Raw genomic sequence first — 20,972 nt, forward strand, 5'->3', positions numbered from 1 at the left:
TCGCTCAGGACGCGGGTGACGCGCTCCCGCCCGCCATCGTCTCGGTGTCGGCACCGCGCTGCTCGCCGTAGCGGTCGCGCAGGTCCCGGGCCTTCTCTGAGCGGTACCAGTCGAGGCGTGCACCGGTCTCGACGGTCTGCATGCCGATCACGACCTTGCCGCGGGAGCGCATCTCGGCCAGGTCCTCGTACGCGTCCACGATGAACTCGAACGGGTAGAAGCCGGAGATGAGCACCTGCACGCGCCGGTCCTGCACGGCCTTGGCGAGCATGACGAGCAGGTCGCGCGCTTCCTCGTCGTCCGCGGGGGCGCGGAGGAAGCGGAGCTCGACGTCGCGGCGGTGCTCGGAGGTCACGAGCCGCTCCGACGGCACGCCGAGACGCTTCGCGAGGTCCGCCGCACCGCCCCCGCCGTGGTTGTCGATGAACGCGGTGATCGGTCGGCCGGCCGCCATCTGGCGGATGCGGTCCTCCTCGCCCTCGCCGTAGGCCACGGGCAGCGTCCCGATCTGGCGCAGGTAGTCGTGGTTCCGCGGGCTGCCGAGCGCGATCACGGTCGCGCCGGCGTCGTGGGCGAGCTGGCACTCGATGTGCCCGACCCCACCCGCGGCGGCGCTGATCACGACGGTGTCCTCGGGGCCGAGGCGCAGGCCGCGGACGATCGTCGCGGCGGTCGCTCCGGCGAGGTACAGCCCACCGGCGACCTCCCAACCGACGTGTTCGGGCTTCTTGATGACCGCGCCGCGCGGCACGCGCACCCACGTGGCGTGCGCGCCGCCGTCCGGGGCGTGTCCCATGACCTCGTCGCCGACCTTGAGGTCCTTGACCTCGGCGCCGCGTGCGCTGACGATGCCGGCGAAGTCGACGCCTTGGTGGGCCGGGAACGCGAGGTCGATGTGGTCGCGGAGCTTCCCCTCGCGGAGGAACCGCTCGACGTGGTTCAGGCCGGCGGCGACGACCTCGACGACGACCTCGCCGGGTCCGGGTTCGGGACGTTCCTGCGGGACGAGGTCGACGACGTCGAACCCGCCGTACCGGTCGTACTGCACGGCACTACCGATGCGCATGAGGGACTCCTTCCGTCTGCATGACCCCCGGTGTACTCGCGCCGCCGGGACGGTGTCCGGGAGCGCGGGGTACTCGACGGGTCCCCTCCCGTGGGCGCGGTCGCCCCACGCGAGCACGGGACGGACGGGAGGCACGGCGCCGGTCCGGCACCGTGCCTCCCGTCCGGTCCGTGCCGGGCCGGTCCGCGTGGCCCGGACTGCGCGACTCGGCCTGCGCGACCCGGCCCGCGCAGCCCGGCCCGCGCGACCGAGCCTGCGTCAGCCCTGCGCGGACCGGCCCGTGCCGCGCGCTCAGCGCGGGCCGGCCTGCTCCGCGATCCGCGCGACCGTCTCGGCGTCCAGCGCGAACGCGAGCGGATCCGCGTCCGGCTGGGGGACGCGCACCGGGGTGGACCACACCGAGCCGTCCGGCGCGACGTCCACGATGAGTGCACCGGCGGCGACGTGGGCGGACTCCTCGTCGTACGGACCGACGACGTCGGTGTCGTTCGCCACCCCGGGGGCGACGAGCACGGGGATCCCGCCGAGCGACCCGACGGCGTGGTGGTGCTGGTGGCCGCCGAGGACGACCCGGACGTCCGAGCCGTCGAGCACCTCCGCGAGGTCCTCCGGGTTCTGCAGGCGGAGCGCCTCGTGCAGGAGCGTCGGCGACGGCACCGGCGGGTGGTGCAGCACGACGACCGTGCCGTGCTCCGTGGGCTCGCCGGTCAGCGCGGTCCGGAGCCGCTCGAGCGCCGTTTCGTCGAGGTGTCCGTAGCCGGCGCCGGGGACGCTCGTGTCGACGGTGACGATGCGGAAGCCGTGCACGGTGGACTGTCCGGAGACCGGGACCTCCGGCGGGGTGTGCTCCATCGTGTGCGCGAGCGGCCGGCCGCCCTCGCCGAGGACGTGCCCGTTCGCCAGGACCTGACGGAAGCCCTCGCGCAGGTCGTGGTTGCCCGGGACCGCGACGAACGCCGCGCCGTGCCGCTCCGCCCAGGCGCCGACGCGCTCCCGGACGGTCCGGTAGGACTCCGGGCTGCCGTCCTCGGACACGTCGCCGGACACGACGACGAGCCCGACGCCCGGGACGCCGTCCACGTGGGCGAGCACGGCGTCGAGCGCCGCGGTGGTGTCGACGGACCCCTGGTGGAGTGCACCGTCGCCGGTCAGGTGCGTGTCGGAGAGGTGGAGGATGCGGAGCGACCCCGCGGCTGGCTGCTGCATGGCGCCACGCTAGCGGCGTCGCGCATCGACGATCTGAACGGCGCGTTAGCGTTGCCTGGTGACCGACGCCCCGATCGACCTGCGCTCCGACACCGTCACCCGACCGACCCCGGCGATGCGCTCCGCGATGGCCGGCGCCGAGGTCGGCGACGACGTCTTCGGCGAGGACCCGGAGACGAACGCCCTCGAGCGCGAGGTCGCCGACCTGCTCGGGCACCAGGCCGGGCTCTTCACCCCGACCGGCTCCCTGGCGAACCAGCTCGGGCTGCGGTTGCACGTCGCCCCGGGCGAGGAGCTGCTCGCCGACGTCCGCGCCCACGTCGTGCGGGCCGAGCTCGGTGCCGCCGCGGTGTTCTCCGGCATCACGACGCGAACGTGGGCCTCGGAGCGCGGACGACTCGTGGCCGCGGCGGTCGAGGCGATCGCGGAGCCGGACGCCGGCGCCTACTCGGTGTCGACGACGGCCATCGCGGTCGAGAACACCCACAACTTCGGTGGCGGCACCGTGCAGCCCCTCGACCAGGTCCGGGCCGTGCAGGCGTACGCGCGGGAGCACGGCATCGCGGTGCACCTCGACGGCGCCCGGCTGTGGAACGCGCACGTGGCGTCGGGCACCCCGCTCCGCGAGCTCGCGGCCGGCTTCGACACGGTGTCGGTCTGCCTGTCGAAGGGCCTCGGTGCCCCGGTCGGCTCGGTGCTCGTCGGCTCCCGGGAGCACGTCGCAGCCGCGCGGGTCTGGCGGAAGCGGTACGGCGCGGGGATGCGGCAGACCGGGTTCCTCGCCGCCGCGGGCCGGTACGCCGTCCGGCACCACGTCGACCGGCTCGCCGAGGACCACGCGAACGCCCGGGCGCTGGCCGCGGCGCTCGACGTCGACCCGGCGACCGTCGACACGAACATCGTGTTCGCGGAGGTCGCCGACCCGGGGGCGTTCGTCGCCGGGGCCGCGGAGCGGGGCGTCCGGGTGATGCAGCTCGGACCGCGGGCCGTCCGGCTCGTGACGCACCTGGACGTCAGCGCCGAGGACGCCGCCCGCGCCGCCGAGGTCCTGGCCGCGCTCCCCCGCTGACCGGCGCTGGCGCTCGCGGGCTCCGGCGATCGCGAAACGCAACGTCGGCGGGTTCTCGCAGCGGTACTTCGCTGCGAGAACCCGCCGACGTTGCGTCTTGCGGGAGGGAGCTTGATCGGACGTCTCGCGACATCCCCGGCTCCGTCGACGCGTTGGCGCAGCGCACTCGTTGCCCGAGAGCGCGCCCCTGCAGCATCACCCTCGCCAACGATCCCACACAGACATAGGATGTCTGTATGACCTCGACCGACGACCAGCACCGCGTCGACCCGGCGACCGGGGCTCCGGCACCGACGCCGGGAACCCCGTCGACGAACCGGGTCCGGGTCCGGCGGCAGCTGCCGACCGTGCACGACCTGGCGCCGCTGATGCAGTTCAAGAAGCCCGCGCTGCCGGGTCGGCGGCAGCGGCTCGAGTCCGCGCTGACGATCTGGGACCTCCGCCGGATCGCCGCGCGCCGCACCCCGAAGGCGGCGTTCGACTACACCGAGGGCGCGGCGGAGGCGGAGATCTCGCTCGCCCGTGCCCGGCAGGCGTTCGAGGACATCGAGTTCACCCCGGCGATCCTGCGCGACGTCTCGAAGGTCGACACCTCCCGCGAGGTGCTCGGCGCGCCGACCGCCCTGCCGTTCGGGATCGCGCCGACGGGCTTCACGCGGATGATGCAGACCGAGGGTGAGCGTGCCGGCGCCCGGGCCGCGGGGCGGGCGGGGATCCCGTTCTCGCTGTCGACGATGGGCACCACGGCGATCGAGGACGTCCGTGACGCGAACCCGCACGGCCGGAACTGGTTCCAGCTCTACATGTGGAAGGACCGCGACAAGAGCATGGCGCTGGTCGACCGGGCCGCGAAGGCCGGGTTCGACACGCTGCTCGTCACGGTCGACGTCCCGGTCGCGGGCGCACGCCTCCGAGACAAGCGCAACGGGTTCTCGATCCCGCCACAGCTCGGCGTGAAGACCATCGTGAACGCGATCCCCCGGCCGTGGTGGTGGTTCGACTTCCTCACCACGGAACCCCTCGCGTTCGCGTCACTCGACCGGTGGTCGGGCACGGTCGGCGAGCTGCTGGACCACATGTTCGACCCGACGGTCACCTACGAGGACCTGGCGTGGATCCGGGACCAGTGGCCCGGCAAGGTCGTCGTGAAGGGCGTGCAGTCCCTCGCGGACGCGAAGCGCCTGGCGTCGATGGGGGTCGACGGCATCACCCTGTCGAACCACGGCGGTCGGCAGCTCGACCGCGCCCCTGTCCCGTTCCACCTGCTCCCGGAGGTCGTCAGGGAGGTGGGTGCGGACACCGAGGTGCACCTCGACACCGGCATCATGTCCGGCGCCGACATCGTCGCCGCGGTCGCGCTCGGCGCCCGGTTCACGATGGTCGGCCGCGCCTACCTCTACGGCCTCATGGCCGGCGGCGAGGCCGGTGTCGACCGGATGATCCAGATCCTCTCCGAGCAGATCGAGCGGACCATGCGCCTGCTCGGCGTCGCCACGCTCGACGAGCTCGAGCCGGGACACGTCACCCAGCTGCAGCGACTGGCGCCGGTCCGGCGCTGATCCGTCGCCGACGTGACCACCCCACGGACGGGAGGCACGGTGCCAGCTGGCACCGTGCCTCCCGTCCGGTCCGTGGTCGCGTCGCGCGTCCCGGTCCGTGGTCGCGTCAGCGGGTCCCGAAGGGCGCGCGCTCGCCCTCGCCCCAGGCCCACCGCAGCAGGGCGAGCCCGGACTCGTTCGTCACCGCGAGCTCCACGTGCGACCCGGCGCCCTGCAGTTCTTCGAGGCTGTAGGTGTCACCGGTGCGCAGCCCCGGCCAGTACACGGCGCCGAGGTGCCGCTTGCGGACGATCGTCGTGACCGTCTGCAGGAAGGCGACCGAGTTGTCCGCGTCGGCGTTGCCGGTCGTCGCGGAGCCGCGGTAGTCGATCCCGGTGGTCATCGGCACGCCGAACTCGTCGAGGACGGTGCGGGCGCTGCACGCCTGGTCGCCGAGTCGGCTCTCGAAATCGGCGGCCCAGCCCGCGGCGTCGTGCGTGCCCCAGAACCCGTAGAAGTGCTGCGACACGTAGGTCCCGGCGAGTGCCGGCGCGGCGCAGACCGCGTCGACGTGGTCGTTGTAGCCGGTGCCGCTGACGAACACGCGGTCGCGCGGGATCCCACGGGCCGTGTAGCGGTCGACCCAGTCGGTGGCCACCTGGATCCAGTCGGCGGGTGCGTAGCCGAACGGCTCGTTCATCGGCTCGAAGTACACGCCGGCGTCACCGCGGTAGGTGCTCGTCAGGGTGTCCCACATGACAGTCCAGGCGGCGGGGTCGTCGACCTTGCCGTCCTTGCTGGCGTCGCTGCCCTCCCAGTAGCCGAGGACCACCTTGACGCCCTGGTGCCGGGCAGCGTCGATCGCCCCCTTGTAGGACGTCCACCACGTCGTGCCGACCGAGTACGGGTTGACGGGCAGGCGGACGGTGTCGGCGCCGAGGTCCTTCCGGAACTCGCGGACGATCCGCTCCGAGGTCTTGTACACGGTGCGGTAGTCGTCCGACGTCGAGAGCCCCGAGGGGACGACGGGCCCGTTCACGTAGTTGTCCCGCGGGTCGGCCCAGTTGACGCCGTGGAACTGCGTCGGGTCGAGGGCGGGCGCCGGGTTCGGACGGCTGTGGGCCGGCGCCGCGGCGGTCGCGGCCGGGGCGGCGGTCGCGGTGCCGGGGACGGCGAGGGCGAGCGCGGTGGCGCCGGCGACGACGGCGAGCGTGCCGACGAGGCGGCGTCGGCGTGGGGTGGTCGAGGTGTGCATGGGTTCTCCCTGACTGCATCGTTGCAGCGGCACGACGACGTCGTCGTGCCGGTCGTCGGCGCTCCCGCGTGCCCCCTGGCACGCTCATGGCAACGTCAACACGCAAGCAGCGTGGCACTGCGCGGGCGCGGTGTCAACGGGTGCTCGGGCGGCGCGGCGGTCAGGCTGCGGGGACCGGCTGCGCGGCCGGCAGCGGGAACGCCATCGGGTCGGCGCGGACGGTGTCGAGCGCCAGCGCCAGCGCCCCGAGCACGACGACGTCGCCACCCAGCCGGGAGGCCACGACCTCCGGCGTCGGGTCGTACTCCCACGCCGCGAGGTGCGCCCGTGCCCGGTCGATCACCGGCTCGACCGCGTCCGCGATCGCCCCGGCGACGACCACGCGGTCGATGTCGAGCAGGCTCGCGAGCAGCACGCAGACCCGCGCCAGACGATCCCCCAGCGCGTCGACGATCCCGACCGCGACCGCGTCGCCGAGTGCGGCGGCGGTCAGGACGGCCGCGGCGTCGGGCTCCTCGTCGCCGCCGAGGAGCGAGGACGCGCCGACACGGCCCGCCGCCCGCGCCTGCCGGACGAGCGTGCGTGCGGTGCGACCGATGCCGTCGGAGGACGCCACACCGTCGACCAGGTCGAGCACCCGGAGCTCGCCGGCACCACCGCGCGCCCCGCGCAGCAGGACCCCGTCGACGACGAGCCCGGCGCCGAAGCGCTCACCGGACAGCAGCGCCGCGAACGAGGCGTCCCCGGAGGACGGCCGTTCGGCGAGGGCCGCCGCGTTCGCGTCGTTCTCGACGACCACGACACCGTGCGGCACGACGTCGGCGAAGCCCGGGTTCATCCGGTTCCAGAACCCGCCGTCGTCCGGCGACGCACCCGAGGCGTCGACGGGCGCGGGGATGCCGATGACGGTCACGAGCACGCGCGTCGGGTCGACCCCGGCGTCGGCGAGCGCCCTGGACACGGTGTCGGCCGTGACGCCGAGGCGCACCGGGACCTCGAGACCGGCGTCGCCGAGTGCGCCCTCGGCCCGTGCGAGCACCGTCCCGCGCAGGTCTGCGACGAGCGCCGTGACGCGGTGCTGCCCGGCGTCGACCCCGACGACCACCCCGGCTCCCGCGTCGAGTTCGTAGCGGCGGGCGGGTCGGCCCTTCCGGTACTCCTCCCCCGCAGCCCGGGCGTCGTCGAGGTCGCGGAGCCACCCGAGCCGGACGAGCTCGGCGCACGCGGCGAGGACGGTCGAGCGGGTCAGGCCGGTGGCGTCGATGGCTTCGGTCGCGGTGAACGCGGCGGCGTCGAACGCGGACGCCAGGACCGTCTCGGCGCTGGTCGCACGAGCGGGCTCACGGCGTCGGGACATGCGCTGACCCTACCGCGGGGAACATTGCTTGCGCGATTAGATTTTCTGAGTAGATTAAGTGTCGCGAGCCGGCACCGACGCCGGTTCGCTGACCGGGACGGCAGGGACGCCGGGTCCGGACGGACGGAGACGACGTGCGACCACACGCCACCACCAGGGACACCGCCGCACTCAGCCGCCGCGGGTTCCTCCTCGGGGCCGGCGGCATCGGCGCGGGCCTGGCACTCGCCGGGTGCGCCCGGCTCGGCGGTTCGAGCAGCCGACCCGAGACGATCACCTTCTACGTGTCGAAGCCCGAGGTCATCGGCTACTTCGACGACGTCATCGCGAAGTTCCACGACAGCCAGTCGAAGATCCGCGTGGTCCGCGACTCGACGTCGAACATGTCCGCGAACTTCGTCCGGAACCGGCCGCCGGACCTCGGGTGCCTGAACTACAACTACGCGATGGTCTCGTTCGTCGAGCACGGCGCCCTGACGGACCTGTCGGACCTGCCCGAGAAGGACACGATCAACCCGGACCTGTGGCCGCTCATGCAGCAGACGGCCGACTACCCGGGCCGCACCAGCGTGCTGCCCTACTCGGTGACGGCGGCGTCCGTGATCTACAACAAGCGGATCTTCGCCGACCAGGGGCTCGAGGTGCCGACCACGTGGTCGGCGTTCCGCGACGTGTGCGAGCGGCTCGTCCGCGCCGGCATCACCCCGATGTACGGCACGTACAAGGACAACTGGACGATCGCCCAGGGCATGTTCGACTACTCGGTCGGCGGCATGCTCGACCTGCAGCAGACCTTCGCCGCGCTCGACCGCGAGGGAACCCGGGTCGGCAAGGGCTCCCGTGTCTCGTTCGAGAAGGACTTCGCGGCGCCCGTGGACCGCATGGTGGACCTGCTCCAGTGGCACCAGAAGGGCGCCGCGAGCCGCGGGTACGGTGACGGGAACCTGGCGTTCGCGCAGGGGAAGGCCGCGATGTACCTGCAGGGACCGTGGGCGCTCGGCGAGATCGCGAAGTCGAACAAGGACGTCGCGCTCGGCACCTTCCCGTTCCCCGCGACCGACGACGCCGCGGACAACAAGGTGCGCGTGAACGTCGACCTGGGGCTCTGGATCCCGGAGGCGTCGCGCAAGCAAGAGGCCGCGCGCGAGTTCCTGTCGTTCCTGATGAGCCCGGCGGTCAGCGACCGGTACAACGCCGACAACAACGGCTTCGGCGTCCGCAAGGACTCCCCACCGGTGTCGAACCCCGCTCTCCGTGGCATGCAGGACTCGTACGACCGCGCCGCCTTCTCCCTCGGCGCCTCGCAGCTCATACCCGCCGAGATCCCGGTGGCGAACTACCTGCAGTCCATCGCCTTCGGCGGTGCCCCCGCTCCGCAACTCCGCACCCTCGACGGCGACTGGGCGCGGCTCGCGCTCCGCACGGCCGCGTAAGGAGACGACCTTGGCCACCACGACCACCGAAGCGATCACGACGGCGGACCGCCGCCGACGGGGCGGAGCCGCACCGCGCCTCCAGGCCGGCAGCCGCGGACGCCGGAAGCGCGTCGAACCGCTCTTCCTCGTCTTCCTCGTCCCGACACTGGTGCTCTTCACGCTCGCCATCACGCTGCCGGCGGTGATGGGCATCGTGCTGAGCTTCACGGACTCCGTCGGGTTCGGCGAGTTCCGGTTCACCGGGCTCACCAACTACGTCGCCGTGTTCTCCGACCCGGCGATCCTGCAGGCGTACCTGTTCACGATCGGGTTCTCGCTCGCCACCGTCCTCGTCGTGAACGCGATCGCGTTCCTGCTCGCCATCGCGCTGACGTCGAAGGTGCGCGGGAAGATCGCGCTCCGGGCGGTGTTCGTCCTGCCGATGGTGATCTCGGGCATCGTCATCGCCTACGTGTTCTCGTTCCTGTTCGCGAACTCGCTGCCGGCGCTCGCCACCGCACTGGGCTTCGCGCCGCTCGAGCAGAGCATCCTCGCGAACCCGGACCTGGCGTGGGTCGCGATCGTGGTCGTCACCGCGTGGCAGGCGATCCCGTCGACGCTCCTCATCTACATCGCCGGGGTCCTGTCGATCCCCGGCGAGGTGTACGAGGCCGCCGCCCTGGACGGCGCGAGCTCCTGGCGGCAGCTCGTGTCGATCACGGCCCCGCTGACGGCGGGCTACATCCTGATCAACCTGGTGATCGGGTTCAAGAACTTCCTCAACTCGTACGACATCATCGTCGGCCTGACCGACGGCGGCCCCGGTACCGCGACGACCAGCGTCGCGATGTCGATCTTCAAGGGCTTCAGCAGTGGCGACTACGCCTACCAGATGGCGAACGCGACGATCTTCTTCGTCATCGCGGTCGTGATCGCCGTGATCCAGCTGCGGGCGACCCGCGGGAAGGCAGCGCTCTGATGACCATGCAGGCACCCCTCCGACCGGGCACCACCGCGACCGGGTCGATCCGCTCCGTGGACGCCGACCGCACCGCCGGACGACGCGGCGGCGGCCGTGGCGACCGCGCCAACTGGCCGGTGACGATCGTCCTCGTGCTGTGCGCGCTCTCCGTCCTCGTCCCGCTGTACGTCACGGTGACGATGGCGTTCAAGACCACGAGCCAGGCCGTCGACGGCGACGCGTTCTCGCTGCCGGCGCCGTTCAGCGTCGACGGGTTCGTCCAGGCGTGGGAGCTCACCGACTTCCCGCGGGCGTTCGGCGTCTCGGTGCTCATCGCCGCGATCACCGTCGCCGGGACGATCCTGCTCGCGTCGTTCACCGCGTACGCCATCGCCCGGAACTGGGAGCGCCGGCTGTTCCGCTGGTCGTTCTTCTACCTGCTCGCCGCGATGTTCCTGCCGTTCCCGGTCCTCGCACTCTCGCAGGTGAAGCTCACCGGCCTGGCGCACCTGGACAACCCGCTCGGCGTCGCGATCCTGCACGTCATGTTCCAACTGTCCTTCAGCGTGCTGCTGTTCACCGCGTTCCTGCGGTCGATCCCGGCCGAACTGGAGGAGAGTGCACGCATCGACGGTGCGAGCACGGGACAGGTGTTCTGGCGACTGGTGTTCCCGCTCCTCGCACCGATGAGCGCCACCGTCGGCATCTTCGCGTTCCTCGCGTCCTGGAACGACTTCGTGATGCCGTCGCTGATCACCTCCGACCCGGCGCTGCAGACCCTGCCGGTGCTGCAGCAGATGTTCCAGACCCAGTTCAGCAACAACTACAACGTGTCCTTCGCCTCGTACCTGATGGCGATGGCCCCGGCGATCATCGTCTACCTCGTCACCCAGCGGTGGGTGATGGCCGGGGTGACGCAGGGCGCCATCAAGTGACCGAGCCGAAGACCGCCACGACCACGACCCCCACCCCCACTCCCACTCCCACTCCCACTCCCACGTACGACGGAAGGCCCGACGTGACCGACACCCTCGCCCAGCCCGCTGCGACCACCACCGACGAGACGTGGTGGCGTCAGGCGAGCGTCTACCAGGTCTACCCGCGCTCGTTCGCCGACGCGGACGGCGACGGCACCGGCGACCTGCCCGGTGTGACGAGCCGCGTGCCGTACCTGGCCTCGCTCGGCATCGAAGCGGTCTGGCTCAGCCCGTTCTACCCGTCCGCCCTCGCCGACGGCGGCTACGACGTCGACGACTACCGCGACGTCGACCCGCGGCTCGGCACGCTCGCCGACTTCGACGACATGGTCGCGGCGCTGCACGGCGCCGGCATCCGCGTGATCGTGGACATCGTGCCGAACCACACGAGCGACCGGCACGCCTGGTTCCGCGAGGCCCTCGCGGCACCGAAGGGCAGCCCGGAGCGGGACCGCTACGTCTTCCGCGACGGCACCGGCCCGGACGGGCAGGAGCCGCCGGCCGACTGGGTGTCGATCTTCGGCGGCCCGGCGTGGACCGCGGTGGGCGACGGCCAGTGGTACCTGCACAACTTCGCGAAGGAGCAGCCCGACCTGAACTGGGCGAACCGCGAGGTCCGCGACGACTTCCTGCACACCCTGCGCTTCTGGTCCGACCGCGGGGTCGACGGCTTCCGCATCGACGTCGCCCACGGTCTCGCGAAGGACCTGCCGGCCGGCGAGCTGCCCACGTGGGCCGAGGTGCTCGCGAGCCCGAAGGACGGCGCGCACATCCTCTGGGACCGCGACGACGTGCACGAGATCTACGCCGAGTGGCGCCGGGTCTTCGACGAGTACACCCCCGCCCGCACCGCGGTCGCCGAGGCCTGGGTCGCCGCCGACCGCCGCGCCCGGTACGCCTCCGCCGACGGGCTCGGGCAGGCCTTCAACTTCGACCTGCTCGAGGCCGACTTCGACGCGCAGCAGTTCCGGACGATCATCGAGTTCAACCTCGGGCTCGCCGAGCAGTCCGGCTCGTCGACGACGTGGGTGTTCTCGAACCACGACGTCGTCCGGCACGCCACCCGGTACGCGCTCCCCGCCCGCGACGGCGCCGAGGAGAAGCAGGGCGCCGCGTGGCTCCTCGCCGGCGGCGCGCAGGAGGACCTCGACCGCGCCCTCGGGCTCCGACGCGCGCAGGCGGCGACGCTCCTGGAGCTCGCGCTGCCCGGCTCGGCGTACCTGTACCAGGGCGAGGAGCTCGGCCTGCACGAGGTCGGCGACATCCCCGACGCCGAACGACAGGACCCGGCGTTCTTCCGGAACCCGGGCGTCGACGTCGGCCGCGACGGCTGCCGCGTGCCGATCCCGTGGACCCGCTCGGGGCCGTCCTTCGGCTTCGGCACGGGCGGTTCGCACCTGCCGCAGCCGGCCTGGTTCGCCGACTTCTCGGTCGAGGCCGAGGACGCCGACCCGGACTCGACGCTCAACCTGTACCGGAAGGCCCTCGGCCTGCGCGGCCAGCTCCGATCCGAGGAGCACCTCGAGTGGATCGAGACCGGCCGCGACGACGTACTCGCGTTCCGTCGCCCGAACGGGTGGACGAGCGTGACGGTGTTCGGCGACGAGCCGTTCGCACTCCCCACCGGCGAGCTCCTGCTCGCCTCCGCGCCGGTGGCAGACGGCGCCCTGTCGGGTGTGGGGACCGCCTGGTTGCGTTCCTGACGGGACCGCGCGTTCCTGACGGGACCAGCAGGCGGACGGGAGGCACGGTGCGGGCAGGCACCGTGCCTCCCGTCCGTCCCGGGTTCGCGTCCCGCACCCGGCGTGCCGTGCCGATCCGCGCGTGTGGTGTCGATCCGCGCGCAGGATGGCGATCCGCGCATGGGAGGTCGCCCCTTCCGACCCGCCATGCGCGGATCCGCCTCCCACGTCACCAGTGATGGGACAGATCGCTCAGGACGAGCCCACCGACCCCGCGATCTCCCGGAGCGCGGCGAGGTGCGCCTGCCACGCGAGACGACCCGCCCGCGTCAGGGACAGCGACGTCCGCGGGGTCCTGCCGACGTGCGCCTTGCCCACCGTGACGTACCCGGCCGCCTCGAGCGCGCTGGCCTGCTTGCTCAGCGCGGAGTCGGTGACCTCGAGCGCGTCCCGGACCTCGCGGAACGAGAGCGTCCCGGCCCGGTCGAGCGCTGCGACGACCGAGAACCGCACCGGGTTCTGCAGCAGGTCGTCGAGTCGGTGTCGCGGGTGCGAGCTGCTCATCCGCGGGACTCCCACGCGGCGCAGGCGAGCGACACGACGAGGACGAGACCGGACGTGACCGCCGACCACAGCACCGAGCCGTGCGCCCAGCCCACGACGGCGATCGCGGCGCAGTAGCTCAGCCCCCACGCGGCGACGTAGGTGATCCACCGCCGGCCGCGGGCGAAGGCGGCACGACCACGGATCGCGGCGCTGAACCACAGGACGAGCGCGAGCACGACGACGATCGTGCCGACGTACGCCGCCGCGAAGGCACGGCCCGCCGACATCCCCATCGCGAAGGTCCCGAGGGACGTCGTCGCGCCGAGGGCGACGATGAAGGCGACGTACGGCCACCGGACGGCGTCGTGCGTGCGACGGGCGAGACGGTCGGCGTGCGCGAGGAGCGCGCGAGCCTCGGACGGTTGCGGATCGGTCATGGTTCCCCCTCTGGTCCCTCCCCACCCCGGGAAGTGTTCCCATCATGGCAACTACTTTCCGATGTGGCAAGTGCCGGTACCCGGTGACCCCCGCCCCGCCGCCGGTAGGGTCAGCACCATGAGCGGGGCGGACATCAGCGTGCGGGACTTCGTGATGCGCTTCGGCGACCGGGACGTGGTCGACGGCCTGTCCTTCGACGTGGCACCCGGCGAGACGTTCGGTCTGCTCGGCAGCAACGGCTCGGGCAAGACCACCACGATCCGGGCCCTGCTCGGCATCACGACCCCGACCGCCGGCACCCTGACGGTCGACGGCGTCCCCTACCGTCCGGCGACCGGCGGCATCGGCTACCTGCCCGAGGAGCGCGGGCTCTACCGCAAGGAGTCCGTCATCGACGTGATGACGTACTTCGGCATGCTCCGGGGCCTGCGCCGTCCCGAGGCGACCGCGTGGAGCACCGCCTACCTGGAGCGCGTCAGGCTCGCGGACCGCGCGAAGCTCCGCGTGGACAAGCTCAGCGGTGGCCAGCAGCAGAAGGTGCAGCTCGGCATCACGATCATGGACCGCCCGCGCCTGCTCATCCTCGACGAGCCGACGAAGGGCCTCGACCCGGTCAACCGCCGGCTGCTCCTCGACCTGGTCGCCGAGCGGAAGGCCGACGGCGCCACGGTCGTGCTCGTGACGCACCACATGGACGAGGTCGAGCGGTTGTGCGACCGGATCCTCCTGCTCAAGGACGGGTGCGCCGCCGCGTACGGCAGCATCCCCGAGGTGCAGGACGCCTTCGGCGGTGCGGTCGCGCACGTGACGCTCGACGGGACCGTGCCGGAGTCGCCGCTGTACCGGGTGGTCCGGCACGAGGGGCACGTGGCGTACCTCGCCCTGACCGACGCCGCCGTGCCGGACGGGTCGGACGTCCTCGCCGCGCTCGTGTCCGCCGGGGTGCACGTGACCGGGTTCACGATGCGGCGGATCCCCCTCGACGAGATCTTCGTGCAGGTCTACGGCCACGACGCCGGACACGACGACGTGGCCGCCGCGAGCGATCACGAGAAGACCAGCACCGGCACCGGCACAAGAGGAGCAGCCGCGTGAGCCGCCTCGGGACGGTCGTCCGGTTCGAGTTCGTCCGCGCCGTCAAGAAGCCCGCGTTCTGGATCGGCACGCTCGCACTCCCCCTGGTCGTGGTCGTCGTGTCGCTGCTCGTCGGGGTCGGCCAGGCCGCCGGTGCGGACTCGGTCAGCTCGAGCTCCTCGGCCGCGAAGACCCCGTTCCACTACGTCGACCACTCCGGGCTCGTCGACCGCTCGGTCGCGGCGAAGTGGGGCGGCTCACCGTCCACCGACCCCGAGGCCGACCAGGCGGCTGTCCGTGCGGGGCGACTCGACCTGTTCGTCGTCTACCCCAGGACCCCGTCGAGCACCCCGATCCGCATCGAGGCCGCTGACCGCGGGCTCTTCGAGAACGGCGGCTACTCGACCCTGGCCGAGCGGGTCCTCGAGCAGAGCGTCGCCGCGTCGGTGGACGACCCGGAGTCGGTGTCGATCCTGCGCTCACCCCCCGACACCGACCTCCGCACCTGGTCCGACGGACACGTCGCGCCCGGCTGGCTGTCGATCGTGCCGCCCTTCCTGTACGTCGCGGCGTTCTTCGGCATCGTCGTGCTGCTCGCCACCCGGATGGTCACGGTGGTCGTCGAGGAGAAGGAGAACCGCATCTCCGAGATGATCCTGACGACGGTCACGGCGGGTGACCTGATCCGCGGCAAGGTCGTCGCGATGCTGCTCGTCGGCTTCGTGCAGGTCGGGGTGTTCGTCGTGCCGGGTCTCGCCGTCGCGCTCGTCGGGCTGCCGCTCGTGGCCGCTCGGCTCGGCGGCCTGACCGTGGACCCGTGGCGGATGGTCGTCGGCGCGCTGCTGCTCGTCGGCGGGGTCCTGCTCGCGTCCGGGCTGTTCGTGGCCGTCGGCGCCGCCGTCCCGTCGATCAAGGACGCCTCGACGCTGCAGTCCGCGGCGATCTTCGCGCTGATCATCCCGCTGTACGCGGCGTTCTTCGTGATGACCACCCCGGGGTCCCCGATCGCGGCGTTCTTCACGTACTTCCCGACCTTCACCCCGATCACCGCGATGGTCCGGAACGCCGTCGGGACGCTCACCGTCACCGAGTCCGTGGTGTGCGTCGTCGAGGTGTTCGCCACCGCGGCGCTCCTGCTCTGGTTCGCCGAGTACCTGTTCCGCCACTCGGTCGCCCAGTACGGCTCGAAGGTCACGCTGCGGCAGATCGCCGCCTGGCGGCGTCGCCGCGCCCCGCGCACCGGTCGCTGACCGTCCCGTGGCCGGGTCGACGTCGGCCTGGAGGCGCGGGGCGGGCCCGCCACGTGCCTCCAGGCCGTCGCCGGTCGCGCCCGTCTACCGGACCGCGACCTCGTCGAGGTCCCAGGCCGCGGTCTCCTGCTCCCGCCACCCGAGCCGCAGGGTGCGCACCGACCGGTCGTACTCGACCAGCACGTCCAGGTAGGGCCGCACGAGCATCTGGATCTGCAGCCCCTCGTAGACCGCCAGGAGCTGCGTCGCCGCCTGGTGCGCGGGGATCCCGAGTCGCTCGGTGCCCGCGCGCACGTCGGCCTCGAGGCCACGGGTGAGCTCCTCGACGAACTCCTCGAAGCGCTTGCGGAACAGCTCCGCGAAGTCCCCGTCCGCGGCCGCGATCGTCAGCACGCCCGCCATCAGCCGGACGAGACCCGGGTCGGCGACGTCCTCGGCCAGGGTCGTCCGGACGTGGTCGACCGTCGTCGCCGGGGTCGAGCGTCCGGTCCCCCGGAGCTGGATCCACCGGTCGTAGGTCACGAGCAGCAGGCCGTCCCACGACGGGAACAGGCGGTCGACGTCCTCGGGCCGGACCCCGCAGGTGTCCGCGACCACGACCGCGTCGACCATCTCGAAGGCGTACAGCCGGTAGGCGCGGATCGCGCCGCGCACGATGCGTTCGGCGAGTGCCTCCTCGTCGACGAGGTGCACGTCGGGGTCCGTCATCCGGACAGTCCACAGGAGACCGCTCGTTCCTGTCACATCCTCGTTCGGGGGGTACCGCGCTGCACGGTCATCCCGGCCGCCTGGCCGTCCTGCCCGCGGCCCGGTGGTGCCTCAGCCGACGGTGACCGGCGCTGCCGACGGCCGGACGCGCTGGCGCATCCAGACGAAGAAGCCGGTCAGCGTGAAGACGCCGTAGAAGACGTACATCAGGCCGGAGGCGTAGTACCCGGCGGAGAACAGCAACGGCACGCCGACCAGGTCCACCGCGACCCAGATCAGCCAGAACTCGACCCAACCCTTCGCCATGCCGTAGGTTGCCAGGAGCGAGCCGACGAAGATCCACGCGTCGCTCCACACCGGCTCGTACGAGCCGAGGGCGCGGAACACCGGGGTCAGGAGCGCGGTGCCGCCGACCATCGCCAGGACGAGCAGGCCGCGTGTCCGCCACGAGGCCCAGCGGGGCTCGACGACGGTGACGCTGTCGTCCGCGCGGTGCCTCCAGCGGTACCAGCCGTAGACGCTCACGGCGATGAACATCACCTGGCGGCCGGCCTGCCCGAGCAGGTTGACGGGGTTCGGGGTGTCGAACAGGGCGCCCATGAAGACGGTGAAGAGCAGGGCGTTCCCGACGATGCCGACCGGCCACGCCCAGACCCTGCGGCGCATCCCGCCGAGGGCGCTGAGGAGCCCGAACACGTTGCCGACCACCTCGCGCCAGAGCACGGTCTGGTCGCCGATGACGAGCTGCGCGTCGAACAGCCACCCCACGATGCCCATGGGCCCTCCTCGTTCCGGGACGGTGCAACGGTCGGGGCCAGGCGTGCATTCCGCGGGCGCCGGGCCGGGCTACGCTCGAGGACGTGGTGGACCAGGGCGGCACGGAGGGGGTGCGGCGCACGCGCGACCTGCTCGACGCCGCGGCCGATCGGCTCCGGGACGCCGGGGTGCGGGACGAGGCCCTCGCCGAGTACGTCGAGTCGCGCGCCGTGCTCGGGATCCGCCGCGACCCGACGATGCGCCCGCTCGGCCGCGTCTGGCGCGTCGGGGCCCTGCTGCTCGGTGCTTCGCCGGAGACGACGGGCCGGGTCTGGGCCACCGCGCGCATCACCCGCGTGACCGACCCCGGCCGGACGCAGTTCGTGTCGGTGTCCGCCGAGGTGCGCCGCGCCTACCGGGCCGCCGCGGCGAAGGGGCACTTCCGCGAGAACGACACCGTGAACCACGGTGCGGTGCCCATCCCCCTCGACGACACGCTGCTCGACGCCGACGGTGTGCTCGCGGTCGTCGACGGCGAGCCGGTCGTCCGGTGGTCGCCCACCGCCGGCACGGTGCCGCTCGAGGGGTACCTGCGCGACCGGGTGTCGCTGCTGGTCGATCCGCCGCGGGGTGCGACCGACTGACGACGCCCGGTCAGCCGCCGTACTGGGCCGTCGCCACGACGTTCGAGCCGGACTCGCGGCACGCGGTGGTGAGGAGCTTCTGCTGGAGCTCCCACTCCGGGCCGTCCTCGATCGCGGGGCCCGCTGCCGGCGCCGGGTGCGCGTCGAGGTACCGCTGGACGGAGTCGATCGCCCGGGTCATGCGCGTGTCCGACGACTGCAGGTGCTCGTACCCGAACCGGGCCGAGCGGACGAGGGCCAGCCGGTCGGACTCGCTGACCTCGCCCACCTGCTGCCCGGCGACCGCGTTCAGGAGGACGGTGCTCAGCGCGCTCACGGTCCCGCAGACGTGGGCCGCGGACAGGTCCTGCTGCATCGGGTCACTCGGTTGCTGCGTCTGCGCCGCGCTCGGCGTCGCCATCGTCTCCGTCGCGGGCGCAGCGCTGTCGGTGGAGCCGACGCTGCAGCCGGACAGCAGTCCCCCGACGAGCAGGACGACCACGGCGGCGAACGGACGGACGGTGTTCGGGTTCCCCATGAGTCGATCCTGTCGGACCGGCGCGACGGGATCGGTCGAGGTGACCGGTTCGAGACGTCGTCGATGCACGATCGTGACCCGGCTCGCCGTGCCGCCCGGAGCGCCGCCGCGAACCGAGTTGAGCCGAGCACTACAGGGCGGCCCATTCGTCGAAGGACGGCCCGACGATCTCGACGTCCGGCCCGGGCAGGAGCGCCCCGTCGCGGAACGCCCGCCCGAGCGCCCCCGGGATCCGCATCGGCACGACGTGCCGCGCGAGGGCGGGGAGCGCCTCGGTCATCGCCCGGAGCGTCGTGACCTGCGGGCCGGCGACCTCGAAGCGCGATCCTCGGCGCGTCCCCGTGACGACCTCGCCCACGACACCGGCGACCGAGTCCAGCGCGACCGGAGCCACCGCCATCCCGGGAACGAGGGCCATCCGCCCGAGCCGGAACCGCTCGGCGTTCTGCGCCGCGAACTCGTGCCACTGCGTCGAGCGCACGACGGTCAGCGCTGCCCCCGTCGCCGCGGCGGCCCGCTCCTGCGCCGCCTTCCCGGCGAAGTAGCCGTACCCCTGCACCTCCGACCGCTCGCACCCGACGATCGAGAGCAGGACGTGTCGTGCGCCGACTGCTGCCGCGGCGGACCCGATCGCGGTCGTCGACCGGACGAAGAATCCGGTCGCTCGTCTGCGGCTCGTCGTGAACCGCCCCGTGGCCTCGACCACGACGTCTGCGCCCTCGAGCGCGGCTGCCACGTCGTCGCGCAGGACGTCGAGGCCGGTCCGGCGGGATGACACCTGCACCGTCCATCCGCGCGCTGCGATCGCCGCCCCGATGGCTCGACCCGATGCTCCTCCGCCGACGACGACTGCGCGCACGACACCCTCCCGATCGTTCCTCTACAGATGTAGAGAACAGTACGATGTCGGAGCGGGGAAGGAAACCCATGGGACGACGCGAGGACCTCGCCGACGCGGCGGTCCGCCTCGTCGCGCGCAGCGGCGCACGGTCGCTCACGCATCGCGGCGTCGACGCCGAGGCCGGCGTCCCGCCCGGGTCGACGACGTACTACGCCTCCACCCGCCGTGCCCTGGTCGCGCTCGTCGCGGCACGGATCACCGAGCAGCTGGCCTCGGACGTCGCCGGGCTCCGACTTCCGGAGGCCCCGGACGACATGACGGTCGTGACCGTCGCCACCGGGTTCCTCGACACGCTCGCCGCCCGAAACGATGCGCAGGCCGCCCGGCTCGCACTCCTCGTCGAGCTGCGCGACGACGCCGAGCTCCGTGCACCCCTGACCGGGGCGGATCCGGTGCGCGACGAGCTCGTCCGCGCAGCTCGGACCCTGCTCGACGGCATCGGCGTGGTCGATCCGGATGCGGCCGCACCGGACCTGGTCGGGATTGTCGACGCCCTGCTGCTCTACCGCATCGGTGCAGTCGGCCCGGTCGACCCCACCGCGGTGCTCACGGCCTACGTCACCGGGCTCCCGCGCCGCTGACGCCCACCACGCTCACCCAGCGAGGAGGTCGACCACCGCTGCTCGCACCATCGCACTGCGGCCGTCGTCGAGCGCGCCGCGGCTGACGGACCACAGGGCCGACTCGACCAGCCGTGCCGTGCACCAGGCGGCGATCCGGTCGGCGGGCTCGCCGGTCGTGTCCGCGAGGACGGCGACCCGATGCCGCACAGCGTGTAGGGGATCCTCCGCGCGGAACGGGTCGTCGACCTGCACGAGCAGCGGGCACAGGTCGTAGGCGGGGTCGCCGACCATCGGCTTCGGGTCGATGACGAGCCATGGCTCCCGCCCCGCCGCGAGCACGTTGCCGGGGTTCGCGTCGCCGTGCACGACCACCGACGGCACGGCACCGCTCGGCAGCGTGCGGAGCAGGTCTGCGCCGCGGCGCACGAGTCCCGGGTCGAAGGGCGGCGTGAGCTCACGCATCCGGTCCTCGGCGAGCGACGCCCACCCGGTGGCGACGTCGGTGACGGACACGAAGGTGTCCTCGTCGGGGACCCCGGCGGCCCAGAGCCGGGTGAGCAGACCCCCGGCGGTGCGCAGGCGGTGTTCGACCGACAAGCCGTCGCGCTCCCCGAGCCGGGTGCCGGGGTCGCAGTGCTCGAGCAGCAGCACGAAGGGATCGTCCGGGTCGACGTCGAGCAGGCGGACCGCTCCGGCTCCGTCCCACCAGGCGAGTGCCGCGGCTTCTTGCTCGGCCTCGCGGTGCGGCAGGGACAGCTTGAGGACGGCATCGCCACCGTCGGGCAACCGCACGGGCACGACGTGCGAGACGCTCCCGCCGGCGTACGGCTCGCCGGGACGCAGGTCCCAGCGCTCGACCGCTCGTGCGAGCCTGCGCGGGACGGACGCACGCCAGTCCTGCTCGGTCGGCCACATGCGCGCATGGTACCCACCGCCGGACCGTGAGCGACCGGGCGGGCGCACCCCGCGCCTCCTGCCCGACCCCCGAACGGGGTACGTCCTTGTCCGCCGCAGCACCGACTGCCGCGGCGACCGGGCGGGTCTACCGT

General features: G+C 72.7%; 21 protein-coding genes. 10 read left to right on the forward strand and 11 right to left on the reverse strand.

The window, feature by feature from the left end:
• Positions 1 to 4: 4 nt before the first annotated feature.
• Together LQK89_RS12190 and LQK89_RS12195 are read right to left on the reverse strand one after the other, a co-directional pair.
• Positions 5 to 1,066 (reverse strand): NADP-dependent oxidoreductase, encoded by a 1,062-nt coding sequence (locus LQK89_RS12190; RefSeq protein ID WP_231049238.1) that lies wholly within the window; start codon positions 1,064 to 1,066, stop codon positions 5 to 7.
• Between the two features lie 291 nt (positions 1,067 to 1,357).
• Entirely contained in the window at positions 1,358 to 2,272 is a 915-nt protein-coding gene (locus tag LQK89_RS12195; RefSeq protein WP_058742306.1) for a metallophosphoesterase, read from the reverse strand.
• A gap of 58 nt (positions 2,273 to 2,330) precedes the next feature.
• Between LQK89_RS12195 and LQK89_RS12200 the strand changes: the two genes are divergently transcribed.
• Entirely contained in the window at positions 2,331 to 3,341 is a 1,011-nt protein-coding gene (locus LQK89_RS12200; protein ID WP_231049239.1) for a threonine aldolase family protein, read from the forward strand.
• A 368-nt stretch (positions 3,342 to 3,709) separates the two neighbouring features.
• Positions 3,710 to 4,900 carry an alpha-hydroxy acid oxidase gene (locus tag LQK89_RS12205; protein ID WP_231050797.1) on the forward strand — a complete coding sequence of 397 codons (1,191 nt, stop codon included), beginning with the start codon at positions 3,710 to 3,712 and terminating at the stop codon, positions 4,898 to 4,900.
• A gap of 106 nt (positions 4,901 to 5,006) precedes the next feature.
• Here LQK89_RS12205 and LQK89_RS12210 read toward each other — a convergent pair whose 3' ends face one another.
• Complete coding sequence (locus LQK89_RS12210) at positions 5,007 to 6,134, reverse strand: glycoside hydrolase family 5 protein (protein ID WP_231049240.1); 1,128 nt, start codon at positions 6,132 to 6,134, stop codon at positions 5,007 to 5,009.
• Positions 6,135 to 6,294: 160 nt separating this feature from the next.
• A complete protein-coding gene (locus LQK89_RS12215) occupies positions 6,295 to 7,491 on the reverse strand; it encodes an ROK family protein (RefSeq protein WP_114849812.1) in 1,197 nt (398 codons plus the stop codon).
• A 134-nt stretch (positions 7,492 to 7,625) separates the two neighbouring features.
• Here LQK89_RS12215 and LQK89_RS12220 point away from each other — a divergent pair, with 134 nt between their 5' ends.
• From LQK89_RS12220 to LQK89_RS12235, 4 genes are all read left to right on the forward strand, one after another.
• On the forward strand, positions 7,626 to 8,924 hold the full coding sequence (locus tag LQK89_RS12220; protein WP_231049241.1) for an ABC transporter substrate-binding protein: 1,299 nt from the start codon (positions 7,626 to 7,628) through the stop codon (positions 8,922 to 8,924).
• Positions 8,925 to 8,934: 10 nt separating this feature from the next.
• Complete coding sequence (locus tag LQK89_RS12225) at positions 8,935 to 9,885, forward strand: carbohydrate ABC transporter permease (RefSeq protein ID WP_231049242.1); 951 nt, start codon at positions 8,935 to 8,937, stop codon at positions 9,883 to 9,885.
• The gene (locus LQK89_RS12230; RefSeq protein ID WP_175325083.1) at positions 9,885 to 10,802 is read left to right on the forward strand and encodes a carbohydrate ABC transporter permease; all 918 of its coding nucleotides are present in this window, start codon (positions 9,885 to 9,887) and stop codon (positions 10,800 to 10,802) included. Before LQK89_RS12225 ends, LQK89_RS12230 begins: the two co-directional genes overlap by 1 nt.
• An 83-nt stretch (positions 10,803 to 10,885) precedes the next feature.
• Positions 10,886 to 12,547, forward strand: coding sequence for a glycoside hydrolase family 13 protein (locus LQK89_RS12235; RefSeq protein ID WP_231049243.1), 1,662 nt, complete (start codon positions 10,886 to 10,888; stop codon positions 12,545 to 12,547).
• Positions 12,548 to 12,778: 231 nt separating this feature from the next.
• Here LQK89_RS12235 and LQK89_RS12240 read toward each other — a convergent pair whose 3' ends face one another.
• Both LQK89_RS12240 and LQK89_RS12245 read right to left on the reverse strand, forming a co-directional pair.
• On the reverse strand, positions 12,779 to 13,090 hold the full coding sequence (locus LQK89_RS12240) for a winged helix-turn-helix domain-containing protein (RefSeq protein WP_175325081.1): 312 nt from the start codon (positions 13,088 to 13,090) through the stop codon (positions 12,779 to 12,781).
• Positions 13,087 to 13,509 carry a chemotaxis protein CheY gene (locus LQK89_RS12245; RefSeq protein ID WP_174777838.1) on the reverse strand — a complete coding sequence of 141 codons (423 nt, stop codon included), beginning with the start codon at positions 13,507 to 13,509 and terminating at the stop codon, positions 13,087 to 13,089. The genes LQK89_RS12240 and LQK89_RS12245 overlap by 4 nt, the downstream gene beginning before the upstream one ends.
• Before the next feature lie 118 nt (positions 13,510 to 13,627).
• Here LQK89_RS12245 and LQK89_RS12250 point away from each other — a divergent pair, with 118 nt between their 5' ends.
• Complete coding sequence (locus LQK89_RS12250; RefSeq protein WP_231049244.1) at positions 13,628 to 14,605, forward strand: ABC transporter ATP-binding protein; 978 nt, start codon at positions 13,628 to 13,630, stop codon at positions 14,603 to 14,605.
• Positions 14,602 to 15,834, forward strand: coding sequence for an ABC transporter permease (locus LQK89_RS12255; RefSeq protein WP_231049245.1), 1,233 nt, complete (start codon positions 14,602 to 14,604; stop codon positions 15,832 to 15,834). The genes LQK89_RS12250 and LQK89_RS12255 overlap by 4 nt, the downstream gene beginning before the upstream one ends.
• Positions 15,835 to 15,918: 84 nt before the next feature.
• On the opposite strand, the gene LQK89_RS12260 is transcribed toward LQK89_RS12255, so the two are convergent.
• Together LQK89_RS12260 and pnuC are read right to left on the reverse strand one after the other, a co-directional pair.
• Positions 15,919 to 16,542 carry a TetR family transcriptional regulator C-terminal domain-containing protein gene (locus tag LQK89_RS12260; protein ID WP_175325077.1) on the reverse strand — a complete coding sequence of 208 codons (624 nt, stop codon included), beginning with the start codon at positions 16,540 to 16,542 and terminating at the stop codon, positions 15,919 to 15,921.
• A 111-nt stretch (positions 16,543 to 16,653) separates the two neighbouring features.
• The gene (gene pnuC, locus LQK89_RS12265; RefSeq protein ID WP_231049246.1) at positions 16,654 to 17,319 is read right to left on the reverse strand and encodes a nicotinamide riboside transporter PnuC; all 666 of its coding nucleotides are present in this window, start codon (positions 17,317 to 17,319) and stop codon (positions 16,654 to 16,656) included.
• A gap of 83 nt (positions 17,320 to 17,402) precedes the next feature.
• Here pnuC and LQK89_RS12270 point away from each other — a divergent pair, with 83 nt between their 5' ends.
• Entirely contained in the window at positions 17,403 to 17,942 is a 540-nt protein-coding gene (locus LQK89_RS12270; RefSeq protein WP_231049247.1) for a hypothetical protein, read from the forward strand.
• Positions 17,943 to 17,952: 10 nt separating this feature from the next.
• Here the strand turns inward: LQK89_RS12270 and LQK89_RS12275 are convergent, their stop codons facing one another.
• Positions 17,953 to 18,459 carry a hypothetical protein gene (locus LQK89_RS12275; RefSeq protein WP_174777829.1) on the reverse strand — a complete coding sequence of 169 codons (507 nt, stop codon included), beginning with the start codon at positions 18,457 to 18,459 and terminating at the stop codon, positions 17,953 to 17,955.
• Between the two features lie 130 nt (positions 18,460 to 18,589).
• Positions 18,590 to 19,318, reverse strand: a complete 729-nt coding sequence (locus LQK89_RS12280; RefSeq protein ID WP_231049248.1) for a 3-beta hydroxysteroid dehydrogenase — start codon at positions 19,316 to 19,318, stop codon at positions 18,590 to 18,592.
• A gap of 68 nt (positions 19,319 to 19,386) precedes the next feature.
• On the opposite strand from LQK89_RS12280, the gene LQK89_RS12285 reads away from it, so the two are divergent.
• Positions 19,387 to 19,941: a TetR/AcrR family transcriptional regulator gene (locus tag LQK89_RS12285; RefSeq protein WP_152999532.1), complete on the forward strand. Its 555-nt coding sequence runs from the start codon at positions 19,387 to 19,389 to the stop codon at positions 19,939 to 19,941.
• Between the two features lie 12 nt (positions 19,942 to 19,953).
• Here the strand turns inward: LQK89_RS12285 and LQK89_RS12290 are convergent, their stop codons facing one another.
• Complete coding sequence (locus LQK89_RS12290; RefSeq protein ID WP_231049249.1) at positions 19,954 to 20,838, reverse strand: aminoglycoside phosphotransferase family protein; 885 nt, start codon at positions 20,836 to 20,838, stop codon at positions 19,954 to 19,956.
• Positions 20,839 to 20,972 lie beyond the last annotated feature (134 nt).

It is taken from the genome of Curtobacterium sp. C1, assembly GCF_021049325.1.
In the GTDB taxonomy this organism is placed as follows: domain Bacteria; phylum Actinomycetota; class Actinomycetes; order Actinomycetales; family Microbacteriaceae; genus Curtobacterium; species Curtobacterium citreum.

What these genes read in the sequence shown, in the direction of transcription:
- LQK89_RS12190 (WP_231049238.1), bottom strand. Translation starts at nt 1,066, where the DNA reads ATGCGCATCGGTAGTGCCGTGCAGTACGACCGGTACGGCGGGTTCGAC.
- LQK89_RS12195 (WP_058742306.1), bottom strand. Translation starts at nt 2,272, where the DNA reads ATGCAGCAGCCAGCCGCGGGGTCGCTCCGCATCCTCCACCTCTCCGAC.
- LQK89_RS12205 (WP_231050797.1), top strand. Translation starts at nt 3,710, where the DNA reads ATGCAGTTCAAGAAGCCCGCGCTGCCGGGTCGGCGGCAGCGGCTCGAG.
- LQK89_RS12210 (WP_231049240.1), bottom strand. Translation starts at nt 6,134, where the DNA reads ATGCACACCTCGACCACCCCACGCCGACGCCGCCTCGTCGGCACGCTC.
- LQK89_RS12215 (WP_114849812.1), bottom strand. Translation starts at nt 7,491, where the DNA reads ATGTCCCGACGCCGTGAGCCCGCTCGTGCGACCAGCGCCGAGACGGTC.
- LQK89_RS12230 (WP_175325083.1), top strand. Translation starts at nt 9,885, where the DNA reads ATGACCATGCAGGCACCCCTCCGACCGGGCACCACCGCGACCGGGTCG.
- LQK89_RS12240 (WP_175325081.1), bottom strand. Translation starts at nt 13,090, where the DNA reads ATGAGCAGCTCGCACCCGCGACACCGACTCGACGACCTGCTGCAGAAC.
- LQK89_RS12245 (WP_174777838.1), bottom strand. Translation starts at nt 13,509, where the DNA reads ATGACCGATCCGCAACCGTCCGAGGCTCGCGCGCTCCTCGCGCACGCC.
- LQK89_RS12250 (WP_231049244.1), top strand. Translation starts at nt 13,628, where the DNA reads ATGAGCGGGGCGGACATCAGCGTGCGGGACTTCGTGATGCGCTTCGGC.
- LQK89_RS12260 (WP_175325077.1), bottom strand. Translation starts at nt 16,542, where the DNA reads ATGACGGACCCCGACGTGCACCTCGTCGACGAGGAGGCACTCGCCGAA.
- pnuC (WP_231049246.1), bottom strand. Translation starts at nt 17,319, where the DNA reads ATGGGCATCGTGGGGTGGCTGTTCGACGCGCAGCTCGTCATCGGCGAC.
- LQK89_RS12275 (WP_174777829.1), bottom strand. Translation starts at nt 18,459, where the DNA reads ATGGGGAACCCGAACACCGTCCGTCCGTTCGCCGCCGTGGTCGTCCTG.
- LQK89_RS12285 (WP_152999532.1), top strand. Translation starts at nt 19,387, where the DNA reads ATGGGACGACGCGAGGACCTCGCCGACGCGGCGGTCCGCCTCGTCGCG.
- LQK89_RS12290 (WP_231049249.1), bottom strand. Translation starts at nt 20,838, where the DNA reads ATGTGGCCGACCGAGCAGGACTGGCGTGCGTCCGTCCCGCGCAGGCTC.